Source organism: Arcobacter sp. F155 (genome assembly GCF_004116455.1).
GTDB lineage: Bacteria > Campylobacterota > Campylobacteria > Campylobacterales > Arcobacteraceae > Halarcobacter.
Genome location: NZ_PDJU01000007.1, coordinates 70,994 through 83,720, shown reverse-complemented (window position 1 = coordinate 83,720; position 12,727 = coordinate 70,994). Strand labels below are relative to the sequence as shown.

Annotated in this window: 13 protein-coding genes; 12 read left to right on the top strand and 1 reads right to left on the bottom strand. The window is 30.8% G+C overall.

Features of this window, described 5'->3' with window-relative positions; all coding sequences use genetic code 11:
* Nucleotides 1-8 precede the first annotated feature (8 nt).
* Nucleotides 9-797, bottom strand: a complete 789-nt coding sequence (gene flgG / locus CRV03_RS08745; RefSeq protein ID WP_129084766.1) for a flagellar basal-body rod protein FlgG — start codon at nt 795-797, stop codon at nt 9-11.
* A 162-nt stretch (nt 798-959) separates the two neighbouring features.
* Here flgG and CRV03_RS08740 point away from each other — a divergent pair, with 162 nt between their 5' ends.
* From CRV03_RS08740 to CRV03_RS08685, 12 genes are all read left to right on the top strand, one after another.
* Nucleotides 960-1,328, top strand: a complete 369-nt coding sequence (locus tag CRV03_RS08740; RefSeq protein ID WP_129084765.1) for a response regulator — start codon at nt 960-962, stop codon at nt 1,326-1,328.
* A gap of 43 nt (nt 1,329-1,371) precedes the next feature.
* The gene (locus CRV03_RS08735; RefSeq protein WP_129084764.1) at nt 1,372-2,523 is read left to right on the top strand and encodes a hypothetical protein; all 1,152 of its coding nucleotides are present in this window, start codon (nt 1,372-1,374) and stop codon (nt 2,521-2,523) included.
* A 9-nt stretch (nt 2,524-2,532) separates the two neighbouring features.
* Nucleotides 2,533-3,258 carry a flagellar hook-basal body protein gene (locus CRV03_RS08730; protein ID WP_129084763.1) on the top strand — a complete coding sequence of 242 codons (726 nt, stop codon included), beginning with the start codon at nt 2,533-2,535 and terminating at the stop codon, nt 3,256-3,258.
* Nucleotides 3,258-3,668 (top strand): flagellar basal body rod protein FlgB, encoded by a 411-nt coding sequence (flgB, locus tag CRV03_RS08725; RefSeq protein ID WP_129084762.1) that lies wholly within the window; start codon nt 3,258-3,260, stop codon nt 3,666-3,668. Before CRV03_RS08730 ends, flgB begins: the two co-directional genes overlap by 1 nt.
* A gap of 16 nt (nt 3,669-3,684) precedes the next feature.
* Nucleotides 3,685-5,430 carry a flagellar basal-body MS-ring/collar protein FliF gene (gene fliF, locus CRV03_RS08720; protein ID WP_129084761.1) on the top strand — a complete coding sequence of 582 codons (1,746 nt, stop codon included), beginning with the start codon at nt 3,685-3,687 and terminating at the stop codon, nt 5,428-5,430.
* 2 nt (nt 5,431-5,432) lie between these two features.
* Nucleotides 5,433-6,440 carry a flagellar motor switch protein FliG gene (gene fliG / locus CRV03_RS08715; RefSeq protein WP_129084760.1) on the top strand — a complete coding sequence of 336 codons (1,008 nt, stop codon included), beginning with the start codon at nt 5,433-5,435 and terminating at the stop codon, nt 6,438-6,440.
* Nucleotides 6,440-7,102, top strand: coding sequence for a FliH/SctL family protein (locus tag CRV03_RS08710; RefSeq protein WP_129084759.1), 663 nt, complete (start codon nt 6,440-6,442; stop codon nt 7,100-7,102). Before fliG ends, CRV03_RS08710 begins: the two co-directional genes overlap by 1 nt.
* Nucleotides 7,103-7,203: 101 nt before the next feature.
* Complete coding sequence (locus tag CRV03_RS08705; protein ID WP_129084758.1) at nt 7,204-7,491, top strand: FliM/FliN family flagellar motor switch protein; 288 nt, start codon at nt 7,204-7,206, stop codon at nt 7,489-7,491.
* A 9-nt stretch (nt 7,492-7,500) separates the two neighbouring features.
* Complete coding sequence (locus tag CRV03_RS08700) at nt 7,501-8,172, top strand: flagellar hook assembly protein FlgD (RefSeq protein ID WP_129084757.1); 672 nt, start codon at nt 7,501-7,503, stop codon at nt 8,170-8,172.
* 9 nt (nt 8,173-8,181) lie between these two features.
* Nucleotides 8,182-9,636 (top strand): flagellar hook-basal body complex protein, encoded by a 1,455-nt coding sequence (locus CRV03_RS08695; protein WP_129084756.1) that lies wholly within the window; start codon nt 8,182-8,184, stop codon nt 9,634-9,636.
* Between the two features lie 95 nt (nt 9,637-9,731).
* Nucleotides 9,732-12,347 carry a flagellar hook-basal body complex protein gene (locus CRV03_RS08690; protein ID WP_129084755.1) on the top strand — a complete coding sequence of 872 codons (2,616 nt, stop codon included), beginning with the start codon at nt 9,732-9,734 and terminating at the stop codon, nt 12,345-12,347.
* A gap of 46 nt (nt 12,348-12,393) precedes the next feature.
* Nucleotides 12,394-12,723: a hypothetical protein gene (locus tag CRV03_RS08685; protein WP_129084754.1), complete on the top strand. Its 330-nt coding sequence runs from the start codon at nt 12,394-12,396 to the stop codon at nt 12,721-12,723.
* The last annotated feature ends 4 nt before the right edge of the window (nt 12,724-12,727 follow it).

The following is a 12,727-nucleotide window of genomic DNA, read 5'->3' as shown; positions in this document are numbered from 1 at the left end:
ATTAATAATTATCTTTTTAATCTATTAACTGTATCAAGCATACTATCTGTCGTAGTAATTGCTTTAGAGTTTGCTTCATAAGCTCTTTGAGCTGTAATTAAGTCAACCATCTCATTAACAAGCTTTACATTTGATAATTCAATCATACCTTGTCTTAATCCACCTAATTGATCTTCTGTAGGATTTCCAACAATTGGATCACCTGATGCTTCACTAGCTTTGTAAAGCGACTCTCCAGCAGGTGTTAAACCAGCAGGGTTAATAAAATCAGCTATTGTAATTTGCCCAATCTCTACTTCTTCTTCAGTTTGTGGGTCTTTACCTGTTACAATACCATCTGTACCAATTGAAATATCAACTAAATTATCTGGAACAGTAATTTGCGGTTCTAAAAGGTAACCATTTCCATTTACTATATTTCCTTCATTGTCAAGTTTAAATTGACCATTTCTTGAATAAGCTATTTCACCATTTGGTTGAGTGATTTGAAAGAAACCTTTTCCTTCTATTGCTACATCAAGGGGATTTGAAGTGTTTTTTAAGTCACCTTGTAGAAAGTCTTTTTGAATACCAGAGATTCTAACACCTAGACCTACATCCATACCTGTTGGATTCATTGTGTTTTGAGAAGTTCTACCTGCTGTGTAGTTTAAACTTTCATACATTAAGTCTTGAAACTCTGCTCTATCTTTCTTAAACCCAGAAGTATTCACATTTGAGATATTATTAGATGTAACATCAATTTGATGTTGCATAGAATTCATTCCTGTTGCTGCAGTATATAAACCTCTTATCATGGTATCCCTTTTAATTAAAGTAATATTAAATAATTATATTTAAAGTACATTTAAACTTTGATAAATTGTATTAAGCAATTTTTTATTTATTAAGTATAAATTTAAAACAAATTTAATATAATATATAGATTTTGAATATAGTTTTTTGATAAGGGTTAAATTATGAAAATTTTGATAGTAGATGATAGTTCTACAATGAGAAGAATCATTGGTAATGTTGTTATGCAACTAGGTTTTGCAAAAGAAGACTTCGATGAAGCAGAAGATGGTGTTAAAGCATGGAAGCTTTTAACAGAGGGTCAATATGATATTATTTTAACAGACTGGAATATGCCTAACATGAATGGTTTAGACTTAGTTAAAAAGGTTAGATCAGAAGGTAACCATCAGAAAGTTCCTATTATTATGATTACTACGGAAGGTGGTAAAGGGGAAGTTATTACAGCACTTAAGGCGGGTGTAAATAACTACATTGTTAAACCATTTAATGCGCAAGTTTTAAAAGAGAAGCTTGATGGAGTTTTAAAATAATAAATAATAATATACAGTACCAATAAAAGGTTTTAAAATGAGTATGAGTCAAGAAGAAATTGAAGCTTTAATGAATGGTTTAGACTTTGAAGATGATAGTTCAAAGGAAGAGGCTGCACCTGCAGAGCAGCCAGAACCTAGCCAAGAAGCAGCACCAGAGCCTCAAGCAGAAGAGACGACAGAAAACTCTAAAATGTCAGAAGATGATATCAATGATTTGATTGCGCAAACTGAAGAGATAGTAAGTAATAAAGATGAAAATATTGAAGAAGAATCCGTTGATGATATTCTAAATAATATTGAAGAAACAACTTCTGTTGTTGATACAAGTGAAAGTATTGATGATGTTTTAAAAGAGGTTGAAGCAATTGAAAATGCATCTGAACCTGAAATTACAGAAAGTAGTATACCGTCTGTTGATGTTCCTTCAATAGATGAAACTGATGTACCTTCAGTTGAAGAACCAGAGGAAGAAAGTATTACAGAAGAAACATCTATAGAAAAAGATAATTTTGATGATATTCTATCTTCTATTGATGGAGTACAAGAGGATGAACCTAAAGAAGAAGCTATTTCTGAACCTGAGAAAGTAGAAATTCCAGATGATATTCCATCAATTGATCCTGATATAGAAGATATTGATTCAAAAATTAATAGTGGAGTTTTTCCTTTGCCTGTAGAGCAAGATAATAAAGTTGTAAATCAATTAAGTCAAGTTGCTAATGACTCAGAAGAAAAAGCAACAAAGATATTTGATGTATTAAGTAATATATTAGATTATAATAATGAAATACAAAATGACGTACAAGAGTTAGCAAGTTTTAATGAAAAACAGACAGCTATGTTGTCTTCATTAAATCAAAAGTTTCCTAATATTGATGCCTTCAAGCAAAATCTTGAGCAAGCAGAAAAAATGGGTAGCTTTATTTCTGATATTAATGACAAGATAAATAATGGAAATATGGAAATATTTCAAGCGATGGAATTAATGCAATACCATGATATTAATAGACAAAAAATCGAAAGAGTTATGTCTGTTATTAGAAAATTAACTGTATATTTAAATAATCTTTTTGAAGATGAAAATGATTACAAAGAGATTGCAGTTGCGAAACATATTCATGGAGATTCATCAACTGGCGATTTAATGGCAGAAGATGACTTAGACGCATTAATTGCAGAGTTTAATAAGTAGGAGATAATAATGGCAAAATATCCTTTAGCTGCATCAATGATCAATCAAATAAATAGAATTGATGTGATTTCTAATAATTTAGCAAATGTAAATACAGTTGGTTTTAAACAAGAAGGAACAGCTGAAGGGTCTTTTAATTATTATATGCAAAGAGCCCAAAGAGATGGCTTTGACCCTACAAAACTGAATGAAGTAGTTAACACAATTCCAAAAATGGATACAAAGTATATAAATGCAGAACTTGGACCAATTGTTCCAACTGGAAATGCATTAGATTTTTCTTTAACACAATCTGATACTTTTTTTAAAGTTAGAGATGAAAACACTGGTGATGTTGTTTATACAAGGGATGGCTCATTTAAAAACTTAAATGGAATTCTTGTTGATTCAAATGGACAGCCTGTATTATCAAATGATGATGAACCAATAGCAATTGAAGCTGGTGAAGACTTCGAGGCACAAATTGCAGTGGTAAGAATTAATTATGATGATTTACAAAAATATAAAGATAATAATTTTATGGCAAAAAATGATCAAGCTAATATTCTTCCAATAGAGAATAATGATGGTCAATTTATGCAAGGTTCTTTAGAAAAATCAAATGTAAATAGTGTTTCATCAATGGTAGCTTTAATTGATGCTCATAGAAGACTAGAACAAGCTCAAAAAGCTATTCAATCAGAGAGTGAAATGAATGAAGTATTAGTTCAAAAAATTGGGGATACAAGTAGATAATGGAAGCAAGTGGAGTAACTAACTTATTATTTAAACATTTAAGCTTTAGAAGTGATAGACAAAATGTTATTTCAAGTAATATTGCTAATGTAAATACACCAGGTTATAAAACTAAAGAGTTAGTTTTTGAAGATGAAATGAGTAAAGTAAAAGGTAATAATGAGTTAGAGCTTTTTACTACAAATACAAAACACATAAACCCTTCTTTAAATGATATTAACAAACTAAATGAGCCTAGATTAGTTAATGTAAAGGGATTAAAAGAACAAAATGATGGAAATAATGTTAGCATGGATAATCAAATGAGTGAAATGTCAAAAAATAAGATTATTTTTGATGCTATCCAATCATCAATCAAAAAAGATTCAAGACTATTTAGATCAGTTATAGAATCATCACAAAAAAACTAATTAGGATTATTATTTTATGGATCAACTTGTAAAGTTTATTAACAACTTAAATGCTGCACAAAGAGCTGTAATAATTGGAGGTTTTTCTATTTTATTTGTGCTGCTAGTTGGATTATTGGTATATTCAAATATAAAAGCAGAAGATAAAAAACTTAATTATACAATCGCAAGTAACTTAACAAAAAATCAAGTAATGATGGCAAGTAATGAACTTGAAGCATCAGGTGTTCCTTTTTCTGTTATTGGAAGTGGAAATTCTCTTACACTTAAAACATCAAAAGAGTTCATTAATATTGCAAAAATTAAACTTGTAACAAGCGAAGCAGCAACGAGTAAACACGTAGGTTGGGAAATATTTGAAAAATCCTCTTTAGGTACAACAAACTTTGAAAATAATGTAAAATTTTTAAGGGCAACAGAAGGTGAACTATCAAGGTCTTTAGAGTCTCTATCTGGAGTTTTAAGTGCAAGTGTAAAAATAGCAATTCCTAAAAATACTATTTTTACAGAAAGAAAAACTGACCCAACAGCATCTGCTGTACTTTCTTTAAAACCTGGAGTTTTTTTAACTCAAAAACAAATTGATGGAATTAAAAATTTTATATCATCAGCAGTACCTGATTTAAAAGTTGAAAACATTAAACTTATTGATCAAGATGGTGCTTTACTTCAAATGTCAAATGATGAAATAGAAAATGAAAAATCATTAACACAAAATAAGTATAAACAAAAGCTTGAAAAAGATTATGAGAAGAAAATTGTTGAATTATTAGAGCCAGTTGTTGGAGTAGGAAGAGTTGTTGCAAGAGTAACAATGGAACTTGATTTTAAGAAAAGACATATTCAAGAAGAGATCTATGAACCTGAAGGTACAATAAGAAGTCAACAAACAACTGAAAATATTTCAAGTGCAACTGGTGGGAATAATGGTACTGGTGGTACTGCAGGAGTTGAAAACAATATTCAACCTCCAGATGAAGCAAATGGAAATAATGGGATTCAATCAAGTAGTGAAAGTTCTAAAAATATAACTAACTATGAAATCTCTAAAAAAATAATTGATGAAAAAAACAATAACTACTCTTCTGTTAAAAAAGTAAGTGCAGCTGTAACTTTTGACTCAACAGTTTTTGAAAATAATGAAAATAAAGAAGAGTTCTTAGCATCAATTGAATCTATAGTTCAAGAAACAATAGGTTTTAGTGCAAAAAGAGGTGATAAAATTGCTGTAAAAGCCTTTAAGTTTGTTACTATGAAAAATGCGAAGGTTCAGGTTGATGAAAATGGTAACCCTATAATTGTAGATGCTACTGAATCAGACTCTTCTGTAAGTACTTTAAGTATGGTAAAATCAATACTTAAAGAATTTAGTGAATATTTCCAATATTTAATTGCTGCTGTACTTTTATTTATTTTCTATAAGAAATTTATTGTAAATCATGAAGTTGTTATCTTAGGTGATGATGGAAAAAGAAAAGTTGATGCAGAAGGTAATCCTATTGATGAAGACTTTATGAATGAGTTTTTGGGAGACTATGAACAAGAGTTTGATTCTAATACTGCAAAAGGTAGACTTAAGTCTAAAGTTAAAAGTCAAATTATGAATAATATTGAAGGCTTAGATGAAGAGAGTGCTGCTAAGTACGAGGTATTAATAGAAGAAATTGATAAAGAGATTAATAATAATCCAGAAGAAATAGCAAGAATGATTGAACTACTACTTTCTGAAGGAAGTGGAAAATTTAAACCGGAAAGAAAATAGAGATGGCTGAAGAGTATAAAGATTTATTAAAAGGGATGTCAATGCTGAGTAAGGTTGCACATTTTTGTGTCCTTATTGGCGAAGATGCTACAGTAAAGATTTTCCAACATTTACCAAAAAATATCGTTGAAGATATTTCTACTGAAATTACAATGATTCAATCTGTTGATAAAGAAGTATCTTTAGCTATTTTAGAAGAGTTTCACTTATTCACTAGATCTAAAAATTTTATTAGTTCTGGTGGTTATGATTATGCTAAAGATATTTTATATAAATCTTTAGGAAAAGGTGAAGCTGATGAAGTTTTAGCAAAACTTTCAAGAATGAAACTTGCTGCACAATCATTTGCTTACTTAGATGCAATTAATCCAAAACAGTTATCTGACTTCATTAAAGATGAGTCTCCTCAAACAATTGCGGTTATTCTTTCTCATATGGAAGCAACAAAAGCAGCAGATGTTTTAATGCAACTTGAAGAAGATATAAAAGTTAAAGTTACAATGCAAATGGCAACTATTAAAGATGTATCACCAGATGTTGTAAGAACTATTTCTGTAGTATTAGAGAAGAAACTTGAATCACTTCTTTCTTCTATTGTTGATGTTGGTGGTGTTAAAGTTGTTGCTGATATGTTAAATAGAGTGGGACCTAAGTCACAAGATATTCTTAAAAATATTAATGGTGTTGATACTTCATTGGCAACTAAGATTAAAGAAAATATGTTTGTATTTGAAGATTTATTAAACTTAGAATCAGAACATGTTATGAAAATTTTACAAAATGTTGATACAGCTGATGTTGCAGTGGCAATGAAAAATGCTACTGAAGATGATATGACTAAAATCACAAGTGCAATGTCTCAAAGAGCAAGTGATAGATTCAAAGAAGAGTTTGAAATGCTTACTAAGGTTAAAATTAAAGATATTGAAGCTGCACAAAGAAAAATGCTTGATGTTGCACAGAAGATGATTGAAGAAGGCTCTATTGATAGAGATATGGATGATCAATAATGAATAAAGCAAACGTATACTCAAATGCAAAAGTTGTAAAAAACAGTGAAGTTCAAGAGTATCAACTTGGTACTTTTGTTCAAGATGAATCAGGACAAACACAACAAGTAAATATTCCAACATCTGTATTAAATACAAGTAATATAAATGGTGATATGGAAGCTGTACTAAATGAAATAAAAAGTTTAGGTACTCAACTTGCACAAATGAATCAAAAAGTATCAGGTTTAGAAAATGCTGGTGCAAAGGTTAAAGATATTGATGCACAAGTAGTTCAAGCTATAAAAGATTTAAAACATTATGCAAACTTTTTTGAGCAAGCAACTTTTCAAATGGAGACAAAAATTCTTAAGACTTCTATCTCTATCGCTCAGAAAATTATTGCAATAGAAGTTGGACAAAACTCAGCAGCCATAGCAAAACAGACTATTACTCACTTATTAGAAAAAATCAAGAATGCATCAAAAGTTAAAATTCATTTAAACCCAAGGGATTATGAGATATTAAAACATGAGTTAAACCTTGAAAGTTTTATCCAATTAGTTGATGATCCAAACGTTACAGCAGGTGGAGTTGTAATTGCAAGTGATCTTGGAAACTTTGATGGAAATATTGAAGCAAAAGTTAATACTATGCTTGAATCTTTAGATAATGTCTTATAATAAAATCTTACAAAAATAAACAATTAAAATATTTTTACTATATAATCTTTTTTACTGAAATTTTGTGGTATAATCTAGTAATTTAACAAAAAAGCGTAGTTATGGAAATTAGTGAAAGAGATTATGACTTATTAGTAGATACCGAGATTACTGTTGATGTAATGCTAGGGAGTGCAAATATTACTGTAAAAGAGTTTTTAGAACTTTCAGAAGGTGATATTATATCTTTAGATAAGCAAGCAGGATCAGGTGGAGATATCTTTGTTAATAAAAGAATTATTGGTACTGGTGACATAATTGTAATTGATGAAAAACTTGCAGTAAGAGTTCAAGAAGCAATGGACTCAGATAATGTTGTTAGATACTTCTTCGATGAGAAAGCAAATTAGGAGATTATTATGGCAGTAGAAAATGTAACAGTTAACACTTCAACAGGTGCGGATGGTAATGCATATACTTCTTCAGTAAGTAATGACCAATTAACAAACAATGACTTTTTAAGATTGATGATAGAAGAGCTTAAAATGCAAGATCCTACTAAACCAATGGATTCTCAACAAATGCTTTCTACTCAAATGCAGATGTCAAGTATTAATACAAATCTTCAAACAATTGAAACTATGCAGTATCTTGCTGATTCATTTAGACAATCAAATCTTTCAAATGCAGCAACAGTAATTGGAAAAAATGTTGAAGATGGTAATGTTGGAGAAAATGGAGTAAACAAAGCTTATACTGTACGATCAGTAGAGAATATTGATGGACAAGTAATGGTAAAAGCTCAGCAGATTCTTTATATTGAAGATCAGATAAAAGACCCAGATGGTGAATATATCTACTATAACGTAAAAGGTGAAATATTAGATGATGAGGGAAAACCTACTGGGAATAAAGTAGCGTTAGAGAATCCTGGACAAATAATTTTAGGAGAAGATGGCAACCCCGTGATTTTAGATGAGAATAATGAGATTATTGAAGATTCAGGTTACACTGCTGATGGTAGTGTAATGCCTGTATATTCAGATCAGTTAGTTAGTATACCTTTCTCTAATATTACAAAAATATTCTAAGGATAAATTATGATTAGTGGTTTATGGAATGGAATATCAGGATTAGATACTTTTGAGAAGGCATTAAGTTCTCAATCAAATAATGTTACCAACTCAAATACTATTGGACATAAGTCTGATAGAATTAGTTTTGCTGATATGATGTATCAATCAGGTTATGGAAAAGGTGTTGCTGTTCAATCTATTCAAAAAGATTTTTCTCAAGGTGGACTTAAAATTACAAATAATGATTTAGATATCGCAATTGAGGGAAAAGGTTTTTTTATTGTAAATGACCCTCTAACTGGAGAAGAGTTTTATACAAGAGCTGGAAACTTTAAAATGGGAGCAGATGGAACTTTACAAACTGTAGATAATAAAACAGTTTATGGTTCATCAACTGTTCTATCTAATATTGTTAGTTCTGATGGAACTACTCAATTTGATAATAACTATAATATTTCAATTACTTCAAAACAGATATCTGCAACAGATTATGTTGAGTCAATAAACGCTAAAGCAACTGACTTTACTCAAACAGCACAAGATAGTGGAGTATCGGGAAATGGTTTTAAGGATAGGTCTTCTAAAATATCTGATATAAGAGAAATGATAACGAACTATAATGAAAAACTAGATCTTTTTGTAAGCAACCCAAATGCAGCAAGCACTGCTCCTGTCTCTCAGCAAACACAGATTTCATTTAATGCTTTTTTAGCTGATCTACAAAATGATGGTGATTTTGTAGAAGTTAATATTGATGGTGAAAAAGTAAGACAATATTTTGATACTGATACACAAACAACAATGAATCTTTTTGCTGATAAGCTTTCTTCTGTGACTGGACTTACAGCAAGTGTTGATGGAACTGGATTAGTTACTATTGATTCTTTAATCCCCGGAAGAAGTTTTAATATTAAAGAAGCAGCTATAAATGATAGTGCACCAGCTATAACTGAAACTGTTTCACCTGTTACTGGTTCAGGAAGAGCTATGGTTGATAGTGCAAGAAATGCACTAAAAACTGCATTAGAAGCAGCAGACGCAAAACTATTAGAGATGACACATACTATTGGAAATAGTAATGCAGCTTTAACTGGAATAGGTGAGTTACAATTAAGATTAGATAATTTAAATATTTCAGAAAATGTTTTTGGTAATTTATCTGTAGAAGATGGGGTTATCTATGCCAAAGATGGTGATAACAAATTTTTAGTTGGTAAATTAGAGACGGCATATTTTACTAATCCTGGAGGATTAAATCCTCAAGGAAATAATCTATATGCAGCCACAGATGAAACTGGTGATAGGTTAAATGCAAATAATGTAAATAATTTAGTTGGTGGTGCAATTGAGCTTAGTAATACTGATTTAGGTGATGGACTTGTAGATATGATGGTATATCAAAGAGCATTTGAAGCAAGTTCTAAATCAATTACTACATCAGATGAGTTTTTAAAAACAGCAATACAGTTAAAGAGATAAACTCTTTAACTTTTTGTGTCTAAATATCAGTGCTTTTTAAAGCATTAATATTTGAACATGTAAAAGTGTTTAAAAATTTATCTAAAGGATAAATCATGATTGGAGCATTATGGACAGGGATTTCGGGACTTTCGTCTCATCAAACAGCGTTAGATAACGAATCTCATAATATTTCAAACGTTAATACGGTAGGTTATAAATCTTCAAGAATTTCATTTGCAGATCAAATGTATCAAGATAGAATTGGTAAAGGTTCTAAAGTACTTGATGCAGAAAAGTTGTATGTACAGGGTAACTTAAAACTTACAGGTGTTGATTATGATATGGCACTTAGTGGGGATGGTTTTTTTACTGTAAAGAACACAACTGCTAGTGGTACAGGAGAGAACTATTATACTCGTGCTGGTAACTTCAGAATGGGTGATAATGGAACTCTACAAGATGCAGCTGGTAATGAAGTTCAGGGATGGGCAATGAGACCTATTGATACTGATAAAGATGTAGTATCTACAAATCCAAATAATAAAACTTTTACAAGTGATTATACAAAGCTTTTATCATCAAAGGTTATTAAACACTCAAATTATGTTGAGACAATAACTGCAAAAGCAACAGACTATTCACAAACTGCAAAAGCTGACTCAGATTCAGTTTTTGAAGGAGCAGGAGGGAAAAGTAGAGCAGCAAAGATTTCAGATGTTGAAACTTTAGTTGCTAACTATGCTTCTTGGCTTCAAAAACTTCAAGATGAGCCAGATGGAGGGAGTGCAAGCTCTACTTCTCAAATCTCTCAAATTAACTTTAAATCAGGTGCCGATGGACTGATTACTAAAGAGGGAGATCAAATTTATGCATATGTAGATGGAAATAAGATTTCTCAAAACTATGTTTCAACATCTGCAAGTAATAATTTTATTGAGAGCTTTTTAGATACAGGAACTGATTTAGGACATCTATCTTTTGCAGGTACAACTTTTACAGTTGGTGCAGCTGAAAATCTAGCAAGATATGAGATGACAATTGATGGAGAAACTGTATTTTATGACTCTGATTCAAATGCCACAATAAAAGAGATTACTGAAGGATTGCAAGATGCAATTACTTCAAATGCTACTTTATCTGGAAGTTATACATTAACAGTTGATAGTTCAACAGGAACTATTGATTTAGGTGCAGCTCCTGTTTCAGCTTCTACAAATACTTTTAAGAGTGATTTAGATATTGATTATGATATTGCAGCAAGTAGAATTGCTACGTATAGAGCATTAGCTGATCAGATTTCTGAAATTCCAGGACTTAGAGCATATATGGTAAGTGAAGATGGTGGAACTAATAATGATGTATTAGAGGATAATGATATCTTTGATTTATCAACATCTAATTCTGATATGTTAAAAGGTATTTTACAAATTGAATCACTAGTACCAGGAGAAGCTTTTGAAATTTCTGAAGTAGGTGAAATTTCTGGTTCAAACTCTGTAGCTGGTGCATATCAAACTACAACATTAGCTTTAACAGGTGAAGGTGTTGGAGCATTACAAAGTGCTAGAGATGCATTAGCAAGAGCTATTACAGGTAAACAACAAGATGTTTATACTCCAGCAGATTTAGGCTTATCTTCTACTTCTACTTTAAATGATTTCACTTATTCATTAAGTATTTTTGATAAAGAGTTAGAGAAAATTATTCCAGTGCCAAATGATAATGCAACAATTCCTCAGCCAGTAGATATTAATATTTCAGATGTATCAAGTGTTCAAGACTTTGTTGATCAGTTTAATGCGCAAGCATCAAGTTCATCTCCTGCTTTATCTGATTATGTTGAAGCATTAAATATTAATGGAAATGTAGTTATTCAAACAAAAGATGATAACTATGATGTAGAATTTAGTGGAAGTTTAAAAGATGCAGTAAATCCTGTTAATGTAAATGCTACAACAACAGCAACAACAGCAACTATATCTGGTGCAAATATAGACTTTGGAAAAGGTATAGACTTTACTTATAACTATGATGATGGTGTTATCTCTGGAAGTATAGATATTTCAGATGCAAATAGTTTAGCTGATATTGCAACACAAATTAGCTCAATTGCAGATTTAACTGCAACAGTTAATGCTGCTGGTGATATAGTAGTTACTTCTGCAAGTGGTGGTGCTGACTTTACAGTTCCAGCTGCAGCTAATAATAGTTTGACAAATAACCTTGCAGCACCAGTAAGTGTTCCTCTTGATAAAAATAATGATTATAGTGGAAGACAAGGTGCAGGGGCTGAATTTATTGAGTTAGTAAATACAGTTGATCAAACAACAACTCAAAGTTCACTTCAACTTAAACTTGATACTTTAGGTATCTCTGATTCTGCATTTGGTGAGTTTTCTGTAGATAGTTCAGGTCTTATTACAATGAAGCAAGATGGTGCTGAGTTTGCCATTGGTCAAGTTTCTATTGCGCTATTTAATAATACAAGAGGATTAAACCCAAGTGGAGATAATTTACTTGCAAAAACAAATGAGTCTGGTGAACCTATATATAACTTAAACAATGACAAGACTGCAAAAATTGAAGGTAAAACGTTAGAGCTTTCAACAGCAGATTTATCAGAAAGTTTAGTTAACTTAATGGTATTCCAAAGAGCATTTGAAGCAAATGCTAAATCGATTACTACATCAGATCAATTATTAAATACATTAATCAATCTAAAAAGATAATAATTAAGAAGGCTTTTAGCCTTCTTAATAGACTAAAGAGGGGAAATTGGATAATTTTTTATTAGTTACAATAATTGGAATTTTACTTTTATACTTTTTTTCTAGTGCAAATGTTCATAAATCTTTATATAGAAAAGTGAATGAAGAAAAAAACATGGTGGAAGATGAAAACAAACGTCTACAAGAGATAATAGACAGATATGAAAAACAAGTAAAAGTAAGTTCAGGTACACTAAAAAACTCTCAAGACTCTTTACAGGTAGCAAGAGATGACTTACAAAAATTAAGATTAGAAAATGCAGAATTAAAGCATCAAGTTGAGACACTAGAACATAGAACAGAAGAACTTTATGCTCAAGTAAATACAATGGTTTAGGAAT